The organism is Ruegeria sp. CG3, assembly GCF_056537205.1.
On the sequence record NZ_JBQFRC010000001.1, the window covers coordinates 324,498 to 347,526 of the forward strand.

Genomic DNA, 23,029 nt, shown 5'->3' on the forward strand with positions numbered 1-23,029 from the left:
CCTAGTCGCTGCAGATATTCTGCAGCCGCACCCAATCGCGGTCGGGCATAACCTGATCCAAAGGCTGACCCGCCATCGGGTCGGCCTCGATCAGACCCAGTACCGTTTCGCCCGTGATATCAACCGCATAGGCATATGGGGTTGAGGGCAAATTGGCGGACGCAAACGCCTCCAGCAGGTCCGATTCCGGAACTGCGGGGCGGGATTCGGCCAGAACCTGTTCGGTATAGGTGTCCACGATCTGGGGTGTCAGTTCGCCCGTTGTCAGCAGACGAAACGCTGCAGTGGGCCCGGTTTTGTCCAGGAGATCGTCCAACGGATCATGCAGCCTGGCCCGCGTGCGTTCAGCTATCACGTAACCGGCGGCAACCGCGGGATCTTCACTGTCTTCAACCAGCGCTCGGTTCAGCAGCACGATCCCACCGGGAAGTGACAGGCTTTCCTGCACCCCGGCCGGCAACACAACGATCCGTCGCACACCTGTTCTCTGGGCCAGCTTCTGCAGCGCCGGCTGCGCGTCCGCCGAGGCGCAGGCCCGGCCCGAGACCCGTTCAATCCGTTGCAGAATCGTGTTCCCGATGTCCTGCCGTTTGATCTCAGGCACGACCTTTTCGACATGGCTTTGCAGGGCACCGGGCAGCCAGAACAGCAAGACCGCCGCGACCGCCGCAACCACTCCGCCGACGCTGGCCCACCGCAGCCGCCCGGGATGCGGGCGCGCCCGTTCGATGGCGCGTTGCAAGCGGTCGATTGCCTCGATCATGGTGGTTTCGGACTGCTGCAGCTCCAGTGTCTCATCCGGGTCGCCATCGGGGTTGAATATCGCGGGGAACTTGCCCGGATTCTGCCTTTCAAGTGCGGCAAGCGACCAGTGCGTCAGCGCGCGATCGTTGAAATCGGTGATGGTCAACGTCGCCTCGCCGATCGAAACAACCACTTCGCGCCGCTGCTCGTCGGGCGACGGGCGCCACAGACCGGTAGCCTCGATCCGCTGGTATTGTTTCAGTGCCGTCATTTCGATGAGGTCTGCTCGTTTTTTCTTTTGTCGATTCCTAGCACGGAGAGATTAATCCGCGCAAACCTGTTGCGTGGTGATTTGGAAATGTGCTCGATAACCGGGACGCGTAGTTTCGGCCAAAGGGCCCGGAGGCCAAGGCCACATGCAGACAGCACATCCTTCTTCACCGGTTCTTGCATCGGTTCTGATGGTCTCGGCCATGGCAATCATCGGCGTCGTGGACAATTTCGTCATTCGGCTGGCCGAAACGATCGGTCTGTGGCAATTCCACCTAAGCCGGGCCGTGATGATGCTGCCTCTTATCGTTGGACTGTCGTTTCTTGGGTTTGGAGGGCTGCGACCTCAGAGGTTTTGGGCGGTCCTGCTGCGCAGTGTTCTGATCACCCTGGCGATGTTGTTCTATTTCAGCTCACTGGCTTTGATGCCAATTGCTCAGGCCCTTGCGGGGCTGTTCACATCACCGATCTTCGTTCTGTTGATTTCCGCGCTGTTGCTGGACCAGAAGATCGGCCCCTGGCGGGTCTTGGCTGTGCTTATGGGGTTTGTCGGAATCCTCTGTGTTTTGCAGCCTGACCCCAATGCCTTTGATGCGACCAGCCTATTGTCGGTGGCAGGCGGCTTTTTCTATGCGCTCAGTGCGATCCTGACCCGAACGCATTGTGCAAACGAAAGCACCGTCGCCTTGCTGGCTGCGATGATTGTCACGCTTGGGCTGGCCGGCGCCCTTGGCCTCGCCGTGTTTTCGGTTTTGCCGGTTGTGGAGTCTGACGGCCCGGCCGGTTTTGTGACCCGGGGATGGGTCTGGCCGATGGAGGCCGCTCTGCCGTGGGTCGCATTGCAGGCGGTTGGGTCCACGGCTGCGGTATTCATGCTGATCAAGGCCTACCAACTGGGCGAGCCGTCATATGTCGCGGTGTTCGAGTATTCGGTCATGATCTTCGGGCCGGTTTTTGCCTGGGTGGTGATGGGGCAGGGGATCGGACCGCTGCAGATTGCGGGCATCGCCCTGATCGCCGCGGCCGGCGCAGTGCTGGCGTGGCGGGCGAGCGTGGTTCCCCAACGGGAACCGGCGCAATGATTCTATCAACAGGGCGGACCTACATCTTCATACATATTCCCAAGACCGGGGGAACATCACTGGCGCTGGCGCTCGAGCAGCGGGCCATGAAGGACGATATCCTGGTGGGCGACACCCCCAAGGCGCAGCGCAGAAACAAACGCAACAGGTCACTGAAGACGGCGGGAAGGCTGTGGAAACACTCCCGTCTGACCGATTTGCGGGGGCTTTTGCCCGACCAGCAGATGCAAGAGATGTTCGTGTTCACGCTGATCCGCAACCCGTGGGACCGGATGGTCAGCTATTACTACTGGCTGAGGGATCAGTCCTTTGATCACCCAGCAGTCCATCTGGCCGGGCGGCTGGATTTTGAGGCCTTTGTTCTGCACCCTAAAATCCAGCAGTCCTTTCGGGAAAACCCGTTCCCATCCTATGTCAGAGACGCCACCGGAACCGATCTTTGTCGCGCATACATTCGGATCGAAAGCTTTCAGCGGGATGCGGCCCCACTGTTCGATCATCTGGGGTTTCGTCTGGACCTTCCGCATGAAAACCGGTCAGCCCGGGGGGCGGAATACGCCAACTACTACTCGGTCCAGGCAAAAAAGGCTGTGTTTGACGCCTGTCGCGAAGACATAGAGAGATTCGAATATCGGTTCGAATAAGGCTGGTCGATTATTTCCCGAATTGCGCGAAACGCTGACAAATACAGGCTTTTGTTTATAAAAAAACGCGACTAATGGGGCGAAAAAGGCCCAAATTGGCCCTAAATATGGCAAAACTAAGTCACTCCCGAAAACTTCGTGCTAGCACAATGGGATAGTTTGAAAGTGCCAAAAGGGGGTAGGCACGTGTTGGAAGTAGTGAGTGTTTCGGGGTTTTCCGAAAATAATATCCAGACCGTACCGGGTGACGCCGTTTCGGTCAGGCGTGGCGGATTGCTGCACGGGACGAAGGTTGCCACCACCAATGGCTGGAAACTGGCCGAGGCATTGGTTGCCGGCGATCTGGTCAGAACGATGGACAACGGGTTTCAGGAAGTGAAACGCGTGTCCCACGACAGAATAGCCGTACCGGCTGGCGAGGTTCGACCTGACTTTTTGCCCGTGCGCGTGCCGTCCCGCGCGGCATATAACGGTCGTGCGGTCTGGCTGATGCCCGAGCAGGGAATGGCCGTAGCCTTGTCTTCTGATTTCAACAGAGACGAGGGGCTGGCGATCATTCCGGCGCGTCTGCTGAGCGGGCACTTCAGCTTTTCCTCTCGGACACCGGCAGAGGAATTCCAGGTCACATCGCTGTTTTTTGAGCAGGACGAAGTGGTCTTCATCGAGGGTGGCTTTCAAGCCTTCTGTTCCTCGTGCCGCATCCGTTCGCTGTCTGGCCCGTCCCGACGATCCTACGCGGTGCTGGAAGAATCCGAGGCGCGGAGCCTCGTCACATCTATCGCAGAGGCCGGCGAACTGTCGGCCCTTGCAAACCCGTTGGGTGCACTGCCTGCACCCATCCCGCAGGAACCGATCTTTCCGATACGTCCCCCATCGGGGGTGCGGCGTCCGGGACGTCCGGGGCGGCCCAACGTGCCGGCCTTGTTTCTGCGGCCTGAATGGCAGACCTGACCAAACACTCTAAGAAAGATGCTGGCGCATGGGATCATGCGCCAGCATCACTTGTTCAGGCAGCCTTGGCTTCGGGGTCGAAGCGGCCGTAGAAGGTCTGACCTTTTTCGGCCATCTCGCGCAGCAGCGGCGGGCAGGCGAAGCGGTCACCGTATTTCTCCGACAGCTGGTCACAACGCTCGGCCGCGTAGGGCGCACCGATGATATCAAGCCAGCTGAACGGACCACCTGACCACGGCGCAAAGCCCCAGGCCAGGATGGCGCCGACATCGCCTTCGCGGATGTCTTCCAGAACACCTTCTTCGAGCGCGCGCACGGCTTCAAGAACCTGTGCGAACATCAGGCGTTCCTGTACCTCGATCAAGTCGGGCTGCTGCTCGGCCAGCGGATACTTGTCCTGCAGACCTTTCCAGTAGCCGATGCGCTTGCCGTTTTCGTCATAATCGAAGAACCCGGCCTTGGACTTGCGGCCCAGGCGACCCTGTTCTTCCATCCAGAAGATCAGATCGTCCGCCGGGCTTTCCGGGTAGGCGTCGCCCATTGCCGCCTTGGTCGCCCGGGCAATCTTGGCGCCCAGGTCGATCGAAGTTTCGTCGGTTAGCTGAACCGGACCCACCGGGAAGCCCAGTTGACGGGCGGCGTTGTCGACCAGAACCGGGCTGACGCCTTCGGTGATCATCCGCGCCCCTTCGTTGATGTAGGGGATGATGCAGCGGTTGCAGTAGAAGAACCGCGCGTCATTGACCACGATCGGCGTCTTGCGGATCTGGCGGACATAGTCCAGCGCCTTGGCCACGGCCCGGTCACCGGTTTCCTTGCCCTTGATGATCTCGACCAGGAACATCTTCTCGACCGGCGAGAAGAAGTGGATGCCGATGAACTGATCGGGCCGCTTGCTGGCCTTGGCCAGTTCGGTGATCGGCAGGGTCGAGGTGTTCGAGGCAAAGATGCAGTCCTCGGGGATGATCGCCTCGACCTTCTGGGTCATCTCGGCCTTGACCTTGGGATCCTCGAACACGGCTTCGATGATCAGATCGCAGCCCGCCAGCTTTTCGAGGTCCGGCGTGGCAGTGATGCGGGCCAGCATGGCCTCTTTCTTTTCGGCCGTGACCTTGCCACGCTTCATGCCCTTGTCCAGATAGGCTTCGGTATAGGCCTTGCCCTTGTCCGCGGCGGCCTGATCGCGGTCGATCAGCACGACCTCCATCCCGGCCTGCGCCGAGACCAACGAGATGCCCGCGCCCATCATGCCCGCACCCAGAACGCCGATTTTCTTGACCGACTGATCCGGAATGCCTTGCGGACGAACGGCGCCTTTTTCCAGCGCTTCCTTGTTCAGGAACAGCGAACGGATCATGGCGCCCGAGGACGGGTTCATCAGCACCGAGGTGAACCAGCGCGCCTCGATCTTCAGCGCGGTGTCGAAATCGACCAGTGCGCCCTCATAGACCGCGCTCAGCAGGGCCTTGGCCGCCGGGAAGGCGCCTTGGGTCTTGCCGTTTACCATGGCCGAGGCACCCACGAAGTTCATGAAGCCCGCCGGGTGATAGGGCGCACCGCCGGGCATCTTGTAGCCCTTGGCGTCCCACGGCTTGACCAGATCGGCATCCTTGGCGTTCAGCACCCATTCCTTGGCTGCGGCCAGCGGATCGGCTGCGATCTCGTCGATGTAGCCTGCGCCCTTGGCCTTTTTCACGTCCAGCATCTTGCCTTCCAGCAGCAGCGGAGCCGCCGCGATGGCGCCCACCTTGCGGACCATCCGGGTGGTGCCGCCCGCGCCGGGGAAGATGCCGACCATGATTTCCGGCAGGCCGTATTTGGCCTTGGGGTTTTCGGCGGCAAAGATGCGATGGGTCGCCAGCGGCAGCTCCATGCCGATGCCGGCGGCAGTGCCGGGCAGGGCGGCCGCGATCGGTTTGCCACCTTTCTTGGTCTTGGGGTCCATGCCGGCCAGCTCGATCTTGCGCAGCAGGGCGTGCATTTTCATCGTGCCTTCGAACAGGCCCTTGGCCGGGTCGTCACCCGCCTGTTCCTTCATCACCGCCAGCAGGTTCAGGTCCATGCCGCCAGCGAACGAGCCTTCCTTGCCGCTGGTGATCACGATTCCCTTGATCTCGTCATCGGCCAGGGCCTGATCGATGCAGTCGTTCAGTTCGGACAGACCGTCGAACGACATCACGTTCATGGTCTTGCCGGGGACGTCCCAGGTGATGATGCCAACGCCGTCGGCGTCTTTGGTCAGTGTAAAATCAGCCATTTTTCTTCTCCTGATCCCCGCCGTTACACACGTTCGATGATGGTTGCCGCGCCCATGCCGGATGCGATGCACAAGGTGGCCAGACCGGTTTCCTTGTCCTGGCGCTCCAACTCGTCCAGCAGGGTGCCGATGATGATCGCGCCTGTGGCGCCCAGCGGGTGGCCCATGGCGATCGAACCGCCATTGACGTTGACCAGCGACGGATCGACGTCAAACGCCTGCTGGAACCGCAGCACGACCGAGGCAAAGGCCTCGTTGACCTCGAACAGGTCCAGATCGCTGATCTTCATGCCGGTTTCGGCCAGGATCTTTTCGGTCACCGGAACCGGGCCGGTCAGCATGATGGTCGGGTCGGTGCCGATCTTGGCGGTGGCCTTGATGCGGGCGCGCGGCTTCAGACCGTATTTCTCGCCGAATTCCTTGTTGCCGATCAGAACGGCCGCCGCGCCATCCACGATGCCCGAGCTGTTGCCAGCGTGGTGGATGTGGTTGATCTTTTCCAGATGCGGGTATTTCAGCATCGCCACCTTGTCAAAACCGGGCATCTGCTCGCCCATCATCTGGAAGGACGGGTTCAGCGCGCCGAGGCTCTGCATGTCGGTGCCGGGGCGCATGTATTCGTCGCGGTCCAGGATTGTCAGGCCGTTGCGGTCCTTCACCGAGATCACTGACTTGGCAAAGCGGTTCTCTTCCCACGCCTTGGCCGCGCGTTTCTGAGACTCGACGGCCAGCGCGTCGGCATCGTCGCGGCTGAAACCGTATTCGGTGGCGATGATGTCGGCCGAGATGCCCTGCGGGACGAAATAGGTCTCCATCGCCAGCGACGGATCGACGGCGATGGCGGCGCCGTCGCTGCCCATGGGCACGCGGCCCATCATCTCGACGCCGCCGGCGATATAGGCCTCGCCCGCGCCGCCCTTGACCTGGTTGGCGGCCAGATTCACAGCCTCCATGCCGGATGCGCAGAACCGGTTGATGGCCAGACCGGGGATCGATTCATCCAGGTCCGAGGCCAGAACCGCCGAGCGCGCCAGGCAGCCGCCCTGTTCCATTACCTGGGTGACGTTGCCCCAGATCACGTCCTCGACGGCGTGGCCTTCCAGGTTGTTGCGCTCCTTGATGGCGTTCAGGGCCACCGCCGACAGGCGCACCGAGGTCACCTCGTGCAGGCTGCCGTCCTTGCGGCCCTTGCCGCGCGGGGTGCGCAGGGCATCATAAATGTAAGCTTCGGTCATACTTCTCTCCTCAAGCTCGATCCGACGGATTGCCGGGCATCAGGTCATAGGGGGGTTTCCAGCTGGGCTGCTCGGACAGGCGGGTCAGCCAGGCGTCGATATGGGGCCATTCGGCACGGTCAAAGCCGAACGGTTCGGGGTAATAGAGGTAGCCGCAGCAGCTGAGATCGGCGTTGGTCACGCCGTCGCCGACGATCCAGTCGCGGCCGTCAAGATGCGCGTTCAGCACCTGATAGGCGGCTTTCAGGCGGCCTTGGTTGAAGGCGATCACATCCGGGTTGCGGTGCTGTTCAGGCAGAAAGTTGATCAGGAACCGGGTCATGCCAGCCATCGAGCTGAACTTGTGGTTGTCCCACAGCACCCAGCGCAGGATGTCATAGTTCTCTTCCCGCGTCTTGCCGCCGAATCTCCCTGATTTTTCGGTGACATAGGCCTGGATCGCGCCCGACTGGCTGATCCGGAAATTTCCGTCGATCAACACCGGCGCTTCGCCCATTTCGTTGACTTCGGCGCGGTATTCGGGGGTTCGGGTCTGGCCGTTGAAGAAATCGACAAAGACCGGCTCCCATTCCAGCCCCGACATCTCAAGTGCCAAGGCAGCCTTGTATGAGTTTCCGCTTTCTCCGAAGCAATGCAGTTTTATCGTCATGCACTCACCCCTCCCAAGGCGGTTTGTACGGTTTCGTCACGCACGTGTTTCGAGGAAGACCTGACCGCGGGCCGCAGCTGCGTTCGGACTTGTCTTGCTGGAAACACGCCGGGCCTGGGCCAGGCATCGGGGTCGTTTAGCGTTTGCGCGCTTCAAGCTCGGAATTGAAGATGCGCAGCCGGTGGGTCAGGTTCTCCTCGTCGATCACGCTGTTGAAGTTCTCGAACAGGAATGACAGCGCCTCTCCTTCGTCCAGCCCCGCCTCGCGGGCAAATCCCTTGAGTTTTCGATACCCGTCCTCGGTCATGGCGACGGGAAAGCGGCGGGTCAGGCGAAAGCGTTTGGGCATGTCATCTCCTCCATGAGCGCTGGTTCCGGGCGGGGTCGCCCGGAACCAGACTGGGATCAGAAGTTCGCCGCGTCCAGTGCCATCACCGTGTCGGCGCCGGTCTGGATCCGCGCCAGGTGCATGCCCGTGGCCGGCAGACGGCGCGCCATGTAGTAGCGGCCGGTGGCGATCTTGGTTTCGTAGAAGTCCTTGTCGGACGCACCGGCATCCAGGGCTTCCTGCGCGGCCTTGGCCATCTGCGCCCACATCAGGCCCAGGCAGACATGACCGAACATGTGCATGAAGTCATACGAGCCCGACAGAGCGTTGTTCGGGTTGGTCATGCCGTTCTGCATGAAATACATGCCGGCGGCCTGCAGGTCTTTCGAGGCGGCCTTCAGAGGTTCGATGAACGCCTTGTCATAGGCTTCGTCCTTGCCGCTGTTTTCCTTGCAGAAGGTTTTGACCATGTCGAAGAAGGCCATGACATGCTTGCCGCCGTCCTGCGCCAGCTTGCGGCCGACCAGGTCCAGCGCCTGAACGCCGTTGGCGCCTTCGTAGATCATGGCGATGCGGGCGTCGCGGGTGTATTGCGACATGCCCCATTCCTCGATGTAGCCATGGCCTCCATAGACCTGCTGGGCCTGAACGGTCATGTCGTAACCTTCGTCGGTCAGGAAACCCTTGATGACCGGGGTCATCAGCGAGATTAGCCCGTCGGCATCCTTGTCACCCGAACGGTGCGCCTTGTCGATCAGGGTCGCACCCCACAGGATGAAGGCCCGCGCGCCTTCCACAAAGCTTTTCTGGTCCATCAGGCTGCGGCGGATGTCGGGATGTACGATCAGCGGATCGGCCGGGCCGTCGGGATTCTTGGCGCCGGTCACGTCGCGGCCTTGCAGGCGGTCCTTGGCGTATTCCAGCGCGTTCTGATAGGCGGCTTCGGCCTGAGCCAGACCTTGCATGCCGACACCCAAACGCGCTTCGTTCATCATGGTGAACATGGCGCGCATACCCTTGTGTTCCTGACCCAGCAGCCAGCCGGTTGCGCTGTCATAGTTCATCACGCAGGTCGAGTTGCCGTGAATGCCCATCTTTTCTTCGATCTTGCCGACCGAAACGCCGTTGCGCTCGCCCAGGCTGCCGTCTTCGTTCACCAGGAACTTGGGCACGATGAACAGTGACACGCCCTTGATGCCCTCGGGGCCGCCGGGGATCTTCGCCAGCACCAGGTGGATGATGTTGTCGGCCATGTCGTGATCGCCGGACGAGATAAAGATCTTCTGGCCGGTGATCTTGTAGCTGCCATCGCCCTGCGGCTCGGCCTTGGTGCGCATCAGGCCCAGATCGGTGCCGCAATGCGGCTCGGTCAGGTTCATGGTGCCGGTCCATTCACAGCTGACCATCTTGGGCAGATATGTGTCTTTCTGCGCGTCGGTGCCATGCGCCAGGATGGCCGAGGCCGCGCCGTGGGTCAGGCCCTGATACATGGTGAAGGCCTGGTTCGCGGCCGAGAACATCTCGCCCACGGCCGTGCCAAGAACATAAGGCATGTTCTGGCCGCCATATTCCTCGGGCATGTCCAGACCGGTCCAGCCGCCTTCCTTGACCTGCTCGAACGCGTCCTTGAACCCGGTCGGGGTGTAGACCACGCCGTTTTCCAGCCGGCAGCCTTCGGTGTCGCCGACCACGTTCAGCGGGTGCAGCAGGTTGACGGCGACCTTGCCGGCCTCTTCCAAAACGGCGCCCGTGAACTCGGGCTCCAGCTCATCGTAGCCCGGAATATCCGAGGCCGAGATTTTCAGAACGTCATGCAGAACGAATTGCGTGTCTTTGGTAGGCGCGTTGTAAACGGGCATTTGAAGCTCCCTTAATTCAGATGTCCGGGTGGCAGGCGGCGCGGAGTTACTCGGCCGCCTTCTTTTCCTGTTTCATTGAGGCGATGACCTTCTCGCCCCAGCGCAACTGCTCCTTCAGATCGTCAATGGCCTGAGTCAGTTCCTCGCGGCGGGCTTCCATATCCGCCAGACGCTCGCACGCGATTTCATAGGTGCGGGTCATCTGGGTCAGTTGCTGGTCGCCTACATGGTACAGATCCAGAAGCTGTCGAATCTCTTCCAGGCTGAAACCAAAGCGTTTGCCGCGCAGGATCAGCTTGAGCCGCGCCCTGTCACGTTTGGTGAACAGCCGTTTCTGGCCCTCACGGATCGGAAACAGAAGCTCTTTGGCTTCGTAGAACCGCAAGGTCCGCGGCGTGACGTCATAGGTCTCGCACATCTCGCGGATGGTCATAAGATCTTCGGTCATTGGTCACCCTCTCGTCGCTGGCGTCATGAGAAAGTTGCGCAGTCGATGGCCGCTTTACAACATGAGATTGACGTTTACGTAATCCAGACGCTGCGTCACAAAGAAATTGACGTAACTTCCGGTCGCGTAAAGCGACGGGTTGGCAATTTTCTTTCCGTTGGGTCAGCCAAATCCACTGTACCCGCGCGGTTCCAATCCGACGGGCAGGCGGCAGGGCGCCAGCCGAAAAATGCAGATTTCCGGTGTAATGAAGGATGGGTTTGGGGGGCTCGAACCGGCCGATTCAGGTCAGCGAGTTGGCCGTTTGATCGCGAAGGCGCTGCAACTCGTCCATGGCTTCGTCCAGTTGCTGACGCTGCTGACGCAGCTCTTCCATCTGGCGGTCGGCCATTTCGACAAAGGTGGCCATCTGGGCCTTGTTGCCTTGATCTTCGTAGATCAACAACCACTGCCGAATTTCCTCAAGTGGAAACCCGAACTTACGGCCACGCATGATCAGCTTCATCCGCGCACGCTCGCGCGGACCGTAAAACCGGGACCGTCCTTCCCGGTCTGGCTGCAGCAGCTCGATATACTCGTAGTAGCGCAGGGTGCGCGGAGTCACGTCGAACTCGGCGCACATCTCTTTGAATGACAAACGCTTGTCGGACATTCCTGTTCTCCTCGGTTGCAACCTAGGGCGTTGTGCGGACAAGCGCAACAGGCGGGCTTGCCCTTTGCGCGCGGAGCAGATCATAAAGGGGCAGGACAACAGGACTGAACCTCATGGTCGACAAGACAGTACTCGCCCGCCAGTTCATCGAGGCGATCCCCCATGCGCGGGCCCTGGGCCTGACCCTGACCCATATCGGCGAGGGTGAGGCCGAGATCACCATGCCTTACAACGAGGATCTGATCGGCGATCCCCGCACTGGCGTGATTCACGGAGGGGCTGTGTCGGCCAGCCTGGATACCTGCTGCGGGGCTGCGGTCATGAGCCATCCGGCCGCGCCCGGCGGCACAGCAACCATCGATCTGCGCATCGACTACATGCGCGCCGCAACGCCCGGTCAGACGATCACCACCCGCGCGACCTGCTATCACATCACGCGCAATGTGGCCTTCGTGCGCGCCACCGCGATGGACGACGATCAGGATCGCCCGGTGGCCACCGCCTCGGGCGCCTTCACGGTCGAGGGGAAGTGAGATGGCAAGACCCCGTCCCGAACCGATGCAGGTGGTGAAACAGCGCCGCGACGCGGCCCTCAAGGCGCTGGTCGATGGGGTCCCGTATATCCGGTTCCTCAACATCAGTTTCGATCGGCGCGGAGACGAACTGACCGGAGTTCTGAATTTCGACGAAAAGCTGATCGGCAACCCATTCCTGCCGGCGATTCATGGGGGCGTCACGGCGGCCTTTCTCGAGGTGACGGCGGTGATCACGCTCAGTTGGGAGCACCTGTTCCCGCGCATCGAAAGCGGTGAGATTGACGCCGAGGACATCATCTCGGATCACAGTATCCGCTTTCCCAAGACCATCGACTTCACGGTGGATTACCTGCGCTCGGGCCTGCCGCGCGATGCCTATGCACGCGCCTTCATCAGTCGGGCGGGGCGGCGGTATGCCTCGGTGCGCGTCGAGGCTTGGCAGGACAACCACGCCAAGCTGTTCGCGCAGGCCACAGGGCATTTCCTGATGCCGCAAGAGCCTTCGGCCAAGAGCTGAGCAAAATGCGGGACGCCTCGGCACCCATTACGCACAGACGGGTGCTGAAGATCGCGGTGCCGATCGTGCTGTCCAACGCGACGGTGCCGATTCTGGGCGCGGTAGATACCGGCGTGGTCGGCCAGATGGGGCAGGCCGCCCCGATCGGCGCGGTTGGCATTGGCGCGGTCATTCTGGCCACGATCTACTGGGTGTTCGGCTTTCTGCGCATGGGCACGACCGGATTGGCGGCGCAGGCCCGAGGCGCGGGAGACACGGCCGAAACCGGTGCGCTGCTCATGCGCGGCCTGCTCTTGGGCGGCGCGGCGGGGCTGTTCTTTATCGTGGCGCAGGTGGCGGTGTTCGCAGGGGCCTTCGCGCTGTCGCCCGCCAGCCCCGAGGTCGAGGCGTTGACGCGCAAATACCTCGAGATTCGCATCTGGGGCGCGCCCGCGACCATTGCGCTTTATGCCGTGACCGGCTGGCTGATCGCGGTCGAGCGCACGCGCGGCGTGTTCGTCCTGCAGGTTTGGATGAACGGGCTGAACATCCTGCTGGATCTGTGGTTCGTGCTGGGGCTGGGCTGGGGCGTCGAAGGGGTGGCGGTGGCCACGCTGATTGCCGAATGGACGGGTCTGGCGCTGGGTCTGTGGCTGTGCCGCGATGCGTTCGGGGGTAATCAATGGCGCGATTGGGCGCGGATCTTCGACCCCGCCCGCCTGCGCCGGATGATGCAGGTCAATGGCGACATCATGATCCGGTCGGTCCTGCTGACCGGGTCCTTCACCACCTTTCTGTTCGTGGGCGCCGATCTGGGCGACGTGACGCTGGCCGCCAACCAGGTGCTGCTGCAGTTCCTGGAAATCACCGCCTTTGCGTTGGACGGGTTCGCCTTTTCTGCCGAGGCATTGGTAGGCAGCGCCGTCGGAGCCAAGGACCGATACCAGGTCCGGCGCGCCTCGGTCATGGCGTCGCAATGGGGCGTCGGTGGGGCTCTGGTGCTGGGGGCCACGTTTTTTGTGGCAGGGCCCGCATTGATCGACCTGATGGCCACCGCGCCCGAGGTGCGGATCACGGCGCGCGAATACCTGATCTGGGCGGCGCTGGCCCCGGTGGTCGGCGTTGCCAGCTGGATGTTCGACGGCATCTACATCGGCGCCACCTGGACCCGCGCCATGCGCATCGCCATGATCCAGTCGGTGGCAATCTATGTGGTGGCGCTGTTCCTGCTGGTGCCGACCATGGGCAATCACGGGCTGTGGGCCGCGCTGATGGTGCTGAACACCGCCCGCGCGGTGACGCTGGGCCTGCGCTACCCCCGGCTCGAGGCGCAGGTGGCCTAGAGCAGGGTCAGCAGGGTCTCGGGCGGGCGACCGATTGCGGCCTTGTCGGTGGTGATCCCGATGGGGCGTTCGATGAGGATCGGGTTCTCGGCCATGGCGTGAACCAAGGCCTCTTCGGGTGTTTCCCTACTCAGCCCCAGTTCCTTGAACCGCGCCTCGCCCCTGCGCATCATCTCGATCGCCGGGATGCCCAACCGGGACAGCACCGCGCGCAGCTCATCCGCGCTGGGCGCGTCCTCGAGGTATCTGCGAACGGTGACTTCGGCGCCGCGGTCCTGCAGCAGGGCCAGCCCGGCGCGCGATTTTGAACAGCGTGGGTTGTGCCAGTATTCGATCACAGCCAATCCTCTCGTTTGCTGCCGACGGCGTCGGCCACCGACTTGAACCCGTCCCGCGCCAGCAGGGCGTCCAGCCCCCGCGCGATCTCGGCCGCCAGTGACAGGCCGCCATAGACCATCGCGGTATAGAACTGCACGGCCGAGGCCCCGGCGCAGATTTTGGCATAGGCCTGTTCGGCCGTGCCGATGCCACCCACGCCGATCAGCGGGATCTGCCCGTCGGTCAACTGGCTCAGCCGAGCCAGAACGCGGGTCGATTTCTCGAACAGGGGCGCGCCCGACAATCCGCCGGCCTGATCCTTGTGCAGGCTGCGCAGCCCTTCGCGCGACAAGGTCGTGTTGGTGGCGATGACACCGTCGATGCCCGTGTCACGGGCGACATCGGCGATGTCCCGCAGTTCGTCATCCTTCAGGTCGGGGGCGATCTTCAGAAACACCGGGACCCGCCGCGCCAAGGCATCGCGGGTGTCCAGCACACCTGCCAGCAGGGCGCTCAGCGCTTCTTTCCCCTGCAGGTCGCGCAGCTTTTCGGTGTTGGGTGACGAGACATTCACCGTGGCGAAATCCAGCCATTGCCCGCAATGGGCCAGCACATGCGCAAAATCCCGCGCCCGGTCGGTGCTGTCTTTGTTGGCGCCCAGGTTCAGGCCGATCACCGCGTCCTTGGGGCGGTGCGCCAGACGCCGGGCCATCGCCTCCATCCCTTCGTTGTTGAAGCCGAACCGGTTGATGGCGGCGCGGTCCTCGGTCAGTCGGAACAGGCGCGGCTGGGGGTTGCCTGGCTGCGGGCGCGGTGTGACGGCACCCACCTCGATAAACCCAAAGCCTGCGCGTGACAGCGGGCCCAGAACCTCGCCATTTTTGTCGAACCCGGCGGCCAGCCCCACCGGGTTGGGCAGGTCCAGCCCGGCAAGTTGCGTGCGCAAGCGCGTCGAGGTGACGGGACCGGGCGCCGGGGTCAGACCCGTTTTCAGCGCCTTGATCGACAGGCCGTGCGCGGTTTCTGGGTCCAGGCGATGTAGCGCGGCCAGGGCCAGTTTCTCGGTCAGTTTCATCCGAAGGACGCTCCGGTTGGGGTAGGGGCGGTGCGGATCAGGCGCGAGTCGGCCACAGCCGCCTGCCGGTGAATGACCGCCGCGCGATAGGCCGGGTGGGTCACCATCTCCAGAAACGCATGGGCCGAGGGGTAACGGGCGATGAACATCTCGTCCCACGCTTCGCCCTGCGGGCCGATCAGCGTTGTTTTGAACGTGCCGCGCCAGATGATCGAGGCCCCCAGCCGCGCGATGATTGGGGCGGTTTCGGCCCCATACCGGCGATAGGCTTCTGCGCCGCTGAGCCCCGCGCCGACTAGGTCGTGGCCTGCGGGATAGTCGGCCTTGGCGCGGAACCGCACAAGGTTCAACATTTCGATCGGGTGGTCGCGGTCCAGCGCCTTGAACGCCTCGAACTGGGCGCGGTCGGGGTCGACATGGCCGGTCATTGCATCTCCTTGGGGAAGAGGTGCGCGCCGTTTTCCAGCGGCAGCGGCTTGGCCCAGACCACATCCGCCATGCGCATGTTGCGATAGAGATGCGGGAACAAGGCCCCGCCGCGCGAGACCTCCCATTTCAGATCATCGCCCATTTTCTGGGCATCGCAGGCCACGAGGGTCAGGTTTTCGGCCCCGGCAAAGTGTTTGGCCGCCGTCTCCGCCGCCTGTTCTGCGGTGGAAAAATGCACAAACCCATCGGTCACGTCGATGGGTGCGCCCCGGGTCTCGCCCTGTGCCTGCAGGGCCGCCCATTCCTCGGCCCGGAATATCTTGTAGATCAGCATGGCGCCGTGATGCCCCGCGCGCGGGGTAGAATCAAGCCGCATTTCCCCCTTTGACTCTTTGCCGCCCTCGGCGCACGATCCTGACAATCAATAACAGGGAGTTTCAAATGATTACCCGTTTCCTGACATCCGTGGCGGCCCTTGGCCTGACTGCAGGCATGGCGGCGGCCGACTACAAGCTGACCATTCTGCACACCAACGACTTCCATTCCCGGTTCGAGCCGATCAACAAATATGACAGCGGCTGTGGCGCCGAGGACAATGCCGAGGGCAAATGCTTTGGCGGTTCGGCGCGTCTGGTGACCGCGGTCAACGACGCCCGCGCGCGGGCCGAGAACTCGATCCTCGTGGACGGCGGCGACCAGTTCCAGGGGTCGTTGTTCTATACCTACTACAAGGGCAAGGTCGCGGCCGAGTTCATGAACAAGCTGGGCTATGACGCGATGACCGTGGGCAACCACGAATTCGATGATGGTCCCGAGGTTCTGGCCGGTTTCGTCGATGCGGTCGAATTTCCGATTCTGATGTCGAATGCGAACATCGAGAACGAGGAACTTCTGACCGACCGGATCAAGAAATCGACCGTGATCGAAGTGGGTGGAGAGAAGATTGGCCTGATCGGCCTGACCCCCGAAGACACCGACGAGTTGGCTTCACCCGGGCCGAATGTCGTGTTCTCTGATCCTGTTCCGGCGGTTCAGGCCGAGGTGGACAAGCTGACGGCGGAAGGCATCAACAAGATCATCGTGCTCAGCCACTCGGGCTATGGCGTCGACCAGCGGGTCGCGCAGGAAACCACGGGTGTTGACGTGATCGTGGGCGGACACTCGAACACCTACCTGTCGAACACTTCAGACAAGGCCGCCGGGCCGTACCCCACCGTGGTGAACGGGGTGCAGATCGTTCAAGCCTATGCCTACGGCAAGTTCCTGGGCGAGTTGAACGTGACCTTTGATGACGACGGCAACGTGGTCGAGGCGGTCGGTGAGCCGCTGATCATGGACAACACCGTGACCGAGGATCAGGCTGCCCTGGACCGCATCGCAGAACTGGCCAAACCGCTGGACGAGATCCGCAACAAGGTCGTGGCCAACGCCGCGGCTCCGATCGAAGGCGACCGGTCGATCTGCCGCGTGCAGGAATGCGAGATGGGTAACCTGGTGGCCGATGCCATGCTGGCGCGGGTCGCCGATCAGGGCGTTCAGATCGCCATCGCCAACTCGGGCGGCCTGCGGGCCTCGATCGACGCGGGTGACGTGACCATGGGCGAGGTGCTGACCGTTCTTCCCTTCCAGAACACGCTCTCGACCTTTGAGATCAGCGGTCAGGGCATCATCGATGCGCTGGAAAACGGCGTCAGCCAAGTGGAAGAGGTCAAGGGTCGCTTCCCGCAGGTGGCGGGGCTGAAATTCACCTGGGATCCGTCTGTGGCCCCCAACGAAGGCCGCGTGACCGAGGTCATGGTGGTCGAAGGTGATGGCTATGTGCCAATCGATCCGGCCAAGACCTATCTGGTGGTGACCAACAACTATGTCCGCAACGGTGGCGACGGGTACAAGATGTTCTCTGGCGAGGACAAGAATGCCTACGACTTCGGTCCCGACCTTGCGGATGTGACCGCGGAATACCTTGCGGCCAATGCGCCATACACGCCCTATCTGGACGGACGTATTCAGCAGAAGTGATTGCTGACACAAAAAAGAAAAGGCCGCATCCTTGGATGCGGCCTTTTTTGTTGGGTTTCGGCTTAATCGAATTCGTATTCGGGCCACAACTCGGGGTCGAAACCGTCCAACATGGGCCGGATATAATCCGCAACCTGACGCCAGCCGCCAACCGATTTGGTCGAGATTTTGTTGCGCACCTGGTCGATACTGGCGGTACGCACCTGTTTCGTGTTTTCTTCCGGGTGCATCATGCTTTCGCGCCATTCGATCCCGCAGAAGTCTGCAACTTGCTTGCTGTAGGTCTCAGGGTCGGCCACCAGCTTTTCGTAGGGTACCGTCAGGATGCGATCACCGAAGATGGCATCCCAATGCTGCATATAGCGGCGATACATGTTGGCCGAGTGCGCGATCGAGTTCAGGTTCGATGCGTATCGCATTCCGCCCGCTGGAAAACGCCGGATCCATTTCGACAGGCCGACGTCCCGAGGGTCACGCAGCATGTTGATGATCTTGGCGTTGGGGAACGCTGCCAAAAGAAAACCAACCCGCTGGTAGTTGTGCGGCATCTTGTCGACGAAAGCGATCGAGCCCTCGGGGATCGGGGGCATCAACTCGCGGAAATGCTTGGCGAACTCCGCGGCTTCTGCGTCCGAGAATGCCTTCTTTTCGTTCGAGTATGGCGCCGAAAGGTCGGACCCGAGGTTCAGCTCTCCACATCCCGCGATGTCGGGGGCGGAACTCAGCATCATTTCCATCAAGGTGGTGCCCGACCGAGGCTGTCCGATCACGAAAATCGGCAGGGGCATTTCCTCGATGCCGGAACTTGGTACCGAAGCGCTGTCGGGGAACAGGCCGCAGATGCGGCGTAGTTTGCGCTCTTCTTCTTCGAAATCGTATGGGTTTTCGTCGTGTTGCACCCTGTTTGCGACTGCAAACTGCGCAAGGGCCGCCTCCAGCCCACCGATCTTTGATTGAAGCTGTGCCAGCGTGAATTCCAGAGTCGAATTGGGGTGTTTCCGCTTTGCGATCGCAGCCTCGACCCGGGGGAACAGTGCTTCGGCCTGTTCGGCGTCTACCATCGACGACAATTGGAACAACGCCGATGCGTGATACGGATCCTTGTCCAAAACACGCCACAAAATGTCAGTACAGCCCTTCTTGTCGCCAGCCTGGTGCAGGTCCACCGCTCGGCGGAAGGCGATTTCGATGCTGTCGGGATCCAGCTCGTATGCACGCGCAATATCGGCCGAGGCCGCATCCACGAAGCCGACGCGCCCATAGGCCCTGCTGCGGGTGGACAGCAGCTTGGGGTTGTCTGGATCTGTCATCAGGCGCTTGGTGGCGTTCTCGATGATGCTACGCCAGTTCTTGCCCTTGAGCGTGATTTCATCGATCACCCGGACGATCTCGCGGTTGCCGGGCATCTTTTCGGCCATCTTTTCGGCATAGGCCAACGCCCGCGCGATCTGGCCGGTTTGCATAAGAGCATTCGCGATGTTTTCGACGAATTGCGGGTCGTCCGGTTTCAGGCGGGCGGCTTCCTGGAAATGCGGCAGCGATTTCTTGTACTGCTTCATCTCGGTCAGAACGAACCCGGCAATCGCGTGGTAGTCCGCGTCTTTTGGGAATTTCTTGATGCCGAGGGTAGCTTTCTTCAGAGCCTGAGGAAGTTTGCCGGAGTCCAGATCCGCCACCGCCTTGGCCTTGAGGGAATTTGGTGCTTGATTTGTCATCTGACTGCGCGAGACCCTGTGCCTGATTGAAACTTTTGTTGTTGGTTCATTACCCATGTGCGGACGGTTTGCAATAACTCTTCCCAACGATGCCATGGCGCAGCTGTTTGCTGCGCGGCCTTCAAACGCGTTGCCGGCGGTGCCCAACTACAACATCTGCCCGACAAATCAGGTGCATGTCGTGCGCGCCAGAGAGGGAGGGCGGCAGTTGGACCCGCTGCGATGGGGTTTCTTGCCACATTGGTACAAAGCCCAAAACGACGGTCCGCTGCTGATCAACGCCCGCGCCGAAACCCTGGCCCAGAAACCGGCCTTTCGCACAGCCTGCCGCGATCGGCGCTGTCTGATCGTGGCCACGGGCTTCTACGAATGGACCAAGACCCAAGACGGTGCGCGGCTGCCTTGGTACTTCCACCGCAGCAATGGTGCGCCCATCGCCTTTGCCGGCATCTGGCAGAACTGGGGCGAGGGTGAGGCGCGGCAGGCGACCTGCGCGATCGTCACGACCGCAGCCAACGACAATGTGCGTGCGGTTCATCACCGGATGCCGTTGATCATCGAACAGGCGGATTGGGCCTTGTGGCTGGGCGAGGTCGGCAAGGGGGCAGCCCGCCTGATGAAACCCGGCGCCGAGGATTTGTTGCAGTTTCACAGGGTCGGCACGGCCGTAAATTCCAACCGGGCCAGTGGGCCGGACCTTATCGCGCCCGAAGCCGATGAATGACATCAGCGGGGCCTTCTTTTCTTTTGCCATCCTGCGCGCTAAACCCCTGTCATGGCCCTGAAATTCTCAAACCTGTCGCAGCTGTACGCGCATCCGTTCGATACGATCATCGATGTGCGCAGCCCGGCAGAGTTTGCCGAAGACCATCTGCCCGGCGCCATCAACCTCCCGGTTCTGGACAATGAGGAACGCGCACGTGTCGGCACGATCTACGTTCAGCAGAGCCCGTTTCTGGCGCGCAAGCTGGGGGCCGCGTTGGTGTTTCGCAACGCCGCCACCCATATCGAGACGCAACTCAGCCACCACGAGGGCGGTTGGCGCCCTTTGGTCTATTGCTGGCGTGGCGGTCAGCGGTCAGGATCCTTCACCTGGATGCTGCAGCAGATCGGCTGGCGAGCCGAGGTCATCGAGGGCGGATACCGCAGCTATCGGCGTCTGGTGAAGCAGTACCTCTACGATGATCCGCTGCCGTTCAAGCTGGTGGCGTTGGATGGCTACACCGGCACTGCAAAAACGGAACTTCTGGCCCAGTTGCAAACGCGCGGGGTGCAGGTTCTGGATCTCGAAGCGTTGGCCAATCACCGCGGTTCGCTGCTGGGCGAACAACCCGGCGGACAACCCAGCCAGAAAGCCTTCGAATCTGCCTTGGCGTCGGCCATGTGCGCCCTTGATCCGGCACGGCCCGTGTTGGTCGAGGCCGAGTCGTCAAAAATCGGTTCGTTGATCGTGCCCCCAGCGGTCTGGCAGAGCCTGTGCCAAGCGCCGCGAATCCTTGTCACGGCAGATATCGAGGCGCGAACGGACTATCTGGTCGCTGCCTATGACGACATTCTGTCCGATGCCGAGCGTTTGCAGGACCGCCTGTCGCCGCTGCGGTTTCACCGGGGGCATGATGTCGTGGATGCGTGGATGGCTCAGATTGCCGAGGGCAACAAGAAAGCTCTGACGCGCGCCTTGATGGAGCAGCACTATGACCCGGCTTACGAAAAGTCGCGGAAAAACCACCAGTTTGATGTGATTGCGCGCGTGCATGCCACGTCCTTGACTACAGACGGGCTGGATCAGGTCGCGTCGGAAATTGAAGGGATTGTGGCTCAGCTCTGAAGGCGCAGGCCGGGTGTGTCGCTCAATACACCGATGACTGCAGCCGGGTAACCAGCGGCACGTAAATGGTCGCAGATATTTAGAGCGTCGTCGGCCGAAACGGCAGCCAGCAACCCACCTGCGGTCTGAGGATCGAACAGCAGATCGGCTTTGCCGTCAATTGGAACTGCGGGCGCGATGGAACGATTGTCGTTGAACAAGCTGGACCGGACACCTTGCTGGCTGAGCTCGAGCGCCCCCTCCATGACCGGGACTGCGTCGAGATTCAGGACTGCGCCGCAGTTGGATGCCTCGCACAGTCCAACGAGATGCCCGGCCAGTCCGAATCCGGTGACGTCGGTCATGGCATGGGCTTGGGTCAGAATGCGTGCGGCGTCACCCTGCGGCCGCGTCATGTGGTCATAGGCGGCCACTACCCACTCGCCATTGGCTTGCCCTGCCATTTCCGCGGCCATCAGGACTCCGCTGCCAATCGGTTTGGTCAGGATCAACACATTACCGGGCCGCCCACCCGACAGGGTGATCGGATCAGACTGGCACAAACCCGTGATGGTGAAACCGATGGTAAGCTCATCGCCCATCGAGCTATGGCCGCCGACGATCTCAGCGCCGGCGCTGCGCATGACTTCGGTCGCGGTTGCCACGATTTCAGCCATGGTGCGGTGTTGCAGCTGGGAGGACATGCGCGGCAGGATCAGAGTGGCCGTCGCGGCCTGTGGGGTCGCACCCATCGCCCAGATGTCCCCCAGTGCGTGAATGGCCGCGATGCGGGTCATCAGAACAGGGTCCGAAACGAAGCTGCGCAAATGATCTGACGTCAGCACCTGCCGGACGCCACCAAAGGTCAACATTGCGGCATCATCGCCGGGCAGGGGCGTGATACCCGGTCGATCGGATCGCGGTACTGCAGACAGCGCGGTCTGCAAGGCGCCTCGACCTACCTTGGCGCCGCAACCGCCGCACATGGGCTTGCCGCCCAGAGCGTCGTGCAGTCCATCCGCATGGTGACGGGGAATTGTGGGGGCTGACATCTGGGGCAGCTCACGAAAGCGACGCATGAACTTCTGGTCGATATGGTTTTTCCACCGCCACATCACAGGTCCGCTGAATGACGTCCCAAAGCGCTCGGCCAGTGCCGAGCGTTCCCCCAGCGAGACCAGCTTCAGGTAATCCTTCTGCGGCTTGTACCGGCGAATGGATCCAGCCCCGAGGGCTGCGCGCAGGTTGTTGAACAGAACAGGAGCCTCTCGCACGGCAAAAACACCGGCCTTGGGGCGCGGCGTGTCATCCAGATGAGCGCAGTCGCCGACTGCGAAGACCGATGGATCGCTGGACTGCAAATACCCGTTCACTCGGATAAAGCCGTCGTGCAGGTCCAGTCCGGTCTGGCCGATCCAGTCATAGGGACGGGCGCCCGCCGCGCCGGTTGTGAAATCAGCCGAGATGTGACGCCCATCGGTCAGTTGCACGCCTTTTGGTGTGATCTGCGCAATTTCGGCCTGTTCGATACAATCGATGCCAAGTTGTTCTATCGCCCGCCGAATGGTCTGGGCGGCTTTGGGGTTTATCGCGGTCAGGATATGCCCCTTGTCGATCAGAGTGAGCGTTGCTTGCCGACCCTTGGCGCGCAGAGCATGGGCCATGGCCATCGCCAGTTCGACGCCCGCGACACCGCCGCCGATGACCGCCACCGAAGCAGGGTCGGTTGCCTCCAGGTACCGGGCCCATTTTGCGGCAAAGGGACCAAGAGGTTTTGCCGGGATGGCATGTTCCGTGAACCCGGTCAAAGACGGCATGTCCGATGTTATTCCGACATTGATCGAGGCAACATCGAAAGCGACATCAGGATGATCGGCCACATTCACTAGCCGCCGGTTCAGGTCGAGGCCGATCGCGGCACCCAGAATGATCCGGGCCCCCGCAAACCGTGCCAGCCGGATCAGGTCGATGTCCAGGTCGCGGCGGACATAGTGCCCCGCGACATATCCGGGCAACATCCCGGAATAGGGCGCGGTCGGGCCAGGATTGATCACGGTCAACCGCGCGCCGGGTAGGGGGTTCATCCCCCATTTCCGAAGGAAAAGCGCATGCGTATGCCCTCCGCCCACCAGAACCAGATCGCGGGTAAGTGGCAACGAAGGTGTTTTCATG

General features: G+C 61.7%; 23 protein-coding genes. 9 read left to right on the forward strand and 14 right to left on the reverse strand.

Annotated elements, in window-relative coordinates:
* Position 1: 1 nt before the first annotated feature.
* Entirely contained in the window at positions 2-1,015 is a 1,014-nt protein-coding gene (locus ACR0NB_RS01555; protein ID WP_480774772.1) for a hypothetical protein, read from the reverse strand.
* A gap of 145 nt (positions 1,016-1,160) precedes the next feature.
* Here ACR0NB_RS01555 and ACR0NB_RS01560 point away from each other — a divergent pair, with 145 nt between their 5' ends.
* The 3 genes from ACR0NB_RS01560 (at position 1,161) to ACR0NB_RS01570 (ending at position 3,691) form a co-directional block, all read left to right on the forward strand.
* Positions 1,161-2,096, forward strand: a complete 936-nt coding sequence (locus ACR0NB_RS01560) for a DMT family transporter (RefSeq protein ID WP_480774773.1) — start codon at positions 1,161-1,163, stop codon at positions 2,094-2,096.
* Positions 2,093-2,740, forward strand: a complete 648-nt coding sequence (locus tag ACR0NB_RS01565) for a sulfotransferase family 2 domain-containing protein (protein WP_170358384.1) — start codon at positions 2,093-2,095, stop codon at positions 2,738-2,740. Before ACR0NB_RS01560 ends, ACR0NB_RS01565 begins: the two co-directional genes overlap by 4 nt.
* Positions 2,741-2,926: 186 nt before the next feature.
* Positions 2,927-3,691 carry a Hint domain-containing protein gene (locus ACR0NB_RS01570; protein WP_480774774.1) on the forward strand — a complete coding sequence of 255 codons (765 nt, stop codon included), beginning with the start codon at positions 2,927-2,929 and terminating at the stop codon, positions 3,689-3,691.
* 55 nt (positions 3,692-3,746) lie between these two features.
* Here ACR0NB_RS01570 and ACR0NB_RS01575 read toward each other — a convergent pair whose 3' ends face one another.
* From ACR0NB_RS01575 to ACR0NB_RS01605, 7 genes are all read right to left on the reverse strand, one after another.
* Complete coding sequence (locus tag ACR0NB_RS01575; protein ID WP_170358386.1) at positions 3,747-5,948, reverse strand: 3-hydroxyacyl-CoA dehydrogenase NAD-binding domain-containing protein; 2,202 nt, start codon at positions 5,946-5,948, stop codon at positions 3,747-3,749.
* 23 nt (positions 5,949-5,971) lie between these two features.
* Positions 5,972-7,183 (reverse strand): acetyl-CoA C-acetyltransferase, encoded by a 1,212-nt coding sequence (locus ACR0NB_RS01580; protein ID WP_170581292.1) that lies wholly within the window; start codon positions 7,181-7,183, stop codon positions 5,972-5,974.
* Positions 7,184-7,193: 10 nt separating this feature from the next.
* Positions 7,194-7,832 carry a glutathione S-transferase family protein gene (locus ACR0NB_RS01585; RefSeq protein WP_480774775.1) on the reverse strand — a complete coding sequence of 213 codons (639 nt, stop codon included), beginning with the start codon at positions 7,830-7,832 and terminating at the stop codon, positions 7,194-7,196.
* A 136-nt stretch (positions 7,833-7,968) separates the two neighbouring features.
* Entirely contained in the window at positions 7,969-8,181 is a 213-nt protein-coding gene (locus tag ACR0NB_RS01590) for a hypothetical protein (RefSeq protein WP_005981899.1), read from the reverse strand.
* A gap of 56 nt (positions 8,182-8,237) precedes the next feature.
* Complete coding sequence (locus ACR0NB_RS01595; RefSeq protein ID WP_480774776.1) at positions 8,238-10,019, reverse strand: acyl-CoA dehydrogenase C-terminal domain-containing protein; 1,782 nt, start codon at positions 10,017-10,019, stop codon at positions 8,238-8,240.
* A gap of 46 nt (positions 10,020-10,065) precedes the next feature.
* Positions 10,066-10,467 carry a MerR family transcriptional regulator gene (locus tag ACR0NB_RS01600; protein ID WP_093962630.1) on the reverse strand — a complete coding sequence of 134 codons (402 nt, stop codon included), beginning with the start codon at positions 10,465-10,467 and terminating at the stop codon, positions 10,066-10,068.
* A 283-nt stretch (positions 10,468-10,750) separates the two neighbouring features.
* Positions 10,751-11,119, reverse strand: coding sequence for a MerR family transcriptional regulator (locus ACR0NB_RS01605; protein ID WP_093962629.1), 369 nt, complete (start codon positions 11,117-11,119; stop codon positions 10,751-10,753).
* A gap of 113 nt (positions 11,120-11,232) precedes the next feature.
* Between ACR0NB_RS01605 and ACR0NB_RS01610 the strand changes: the two genes are divergently transcribed.
* Genes ACR0NB_RS01610 through ACR0NB_RS01620 form a run of 3 tightly spaced genes read left to right on the forward strand, consistent with a single transcriptional unit; the run spans position 11,233 to position 13,494 of the window.
* A complete protein-coding gene (locus ACR0NB_RS01610; protein ID WP_170358398.1) occupies positions 11,233-11,652 on the forward strand; it encodes a PaaI family thioesterase in 420 nt (139 codons plus the stop codon).
* A gap of 1 nt (position 11,653) precedes the next feature.
* Positions 11,654-12,172 carry a PaaI family thioesterase gene (locus ACR0NB_RS01615; RefSeq protein ID WP_170529143.1) on the forward strand — a complete coding sequence of 173 codons (519 nt, stop codon included), beginning with the start codon at positions 11,654-11,656 and terminating at the stop codon, positions 12,170-12,172.
* Between the two features lie 5 nt (positions 12,173-12,177).
* Positions 12,178-13,494, forward strand: coding sequence for an MATE family efflux transporter (locus tag ACR0NB_RS01620; RefSeq protein ID WP_170337674.1), 1,317 nt, complete (start codon positions 12,178-12,180; stop codon positions 13,492-13,494).
* On the opposite strand, the gene arsC is transcribed toward ACR0NB_RS01620, so the two are convergent.
* From arsC to ACR0NB_RS01640, 4 genes are read right to left on the reverse strand one after another with little or no spacing between them, the layout of a single operon-like run.
* A complete protein-coding gene (arsC, locus tag ACR0NB_RS01625; protein WP_170337675.1) occupies positions 13,491-13,832 on the reverse strand; it encodes an arsenate reductase (glutaredoxin) in 342 nt (113 codons plus the stop codon). The two genes, ACR0NB_RS01620 and arsC, sit on opposite strands and share 4 nt — an antisense overlap.
* Entirely contained in the window at positions 13,829-14,887 is a 1,059-nt protein-coding gene (locus ACR0NB_RS01630) for a quinone-dependent dihydroorotate dehydrogenase (RefSeq protein ID WP_480774777.1), read from the reverse strand. Before ACR0NB_RS01630 ends, arsC begins: the two co-directional genes overlap by 4 nt.
* Positions 14,884-15,315: a DUF1330 domain-containing protein gene (locus ACR0NB_RS01635; protein WP_170337678.1), complete on the reverse strand. Its 432-nt coding sequence runs from the start codon at positions 15,313-15,315 to the stop codon at positions 14,884-14,886. Before ACR0NB_RS01635 ends, ACR0NB_RS01630 begins: the two co-directional genes overlap by 4 nt.
* Positions 15,312-15,650 carry a DUF952 domain-containing protein gene (locus ACR0NB_RS01640; protein WP_170370993.1) on the reverse strand — a complete coding sequence of 113 codons (339 nt, stop codon included), beginning with the start codon at positions 15,648-15,650 and terminating at the stop codon, positions 15,312-15,314. The genes ACR0NB_RS01635 and ACR0NB_RS01640 overlap by 4 nt, the downstream gene beginning before the upstream one ends.
* 107 nt (positions 15,651-15,757) lie before the next feature.
* Here ACR0NB_RS01640 and ACR0NB_RS01645 point away from each other — a divergent pair, with 107 nt between their 5' ends.
* Complete coding sequence (locus ACR0NB_RS01645) at positions 15,758-17,335, forward strand: bifunctional metallophosphatase/5'-nucleotidase (protein ID WP_480774778.1); 1,578 nt, start codon at positions 15,758-15,760, stop codon at positions 17,333-17,335.
* 62 nt (positions 17,336-17,397) lie between these two features.
* On the opposite strand, the gene ACR0NB_RS01650 is transcribed toward ACR0NB_RS01645, so the two are convergent.
* The gene (locus ACR0NB_RS01650) at positions 17,398-19,050 is read right to left on the reverse strand and encodes a tetratricopeptide repeat-containing sulfotransferase family protein (RefSeq protein ID WP_480774779.1); all 1,653 of its coding nucleotides are present in this window, start codon (positions 19,048-19,050) and stop codon (positions 17,398-17,400) included.
* Positions 19,051-19,105: 55 nt separating this feature from the next.
* Between ACR0NB_RS01650 and ACR0NB_RS01655 the strand changes: the two genes are divergently transcribed.
* Positions 19,106-19,774, forward strand: coding sequence for an SOS response-associated peptidase (locus ACR0NB_RS01655; RefSeq protein WP_480774780.1), 669 nt, complete (start codon positions 19,106-19,108; stop codon positions 19,772-19,774).
* Between the two features lie 51 nt (positions 19,775-19,825).
* Positions 19,826-20,878, forward strand: coding sequence for a tRNA 2-selenouridine(34) synthase MnmH (mnmH, locus tag ACR0NB_RS01660; protein WP_260063316.1), 1,053 nt, complete (start codon positions 19,826-19,828; stop codon positions 20,876-20,878).
* On the opposite strand, the gene selD is transcribed toward mnmH, so the two are convergent.
* Positions 20,869-23,028: a selenide, water dikinase SelD gene (selD, locus tag ACR0NB_RS01665; RefSeq protein WP_480774781.1), complete on the reverse strand. Its 2,160-nt coding sequence runs from the start codon at positions 23,026-23,028 to the stop codon at positions 20,869-20,871. The two genes, mnmH and selD, sit on opposite strands and share 10 nt — an antisense overlap.
* Between the last annotated feature and the right edge of the window lies 1 nt (position 23,029).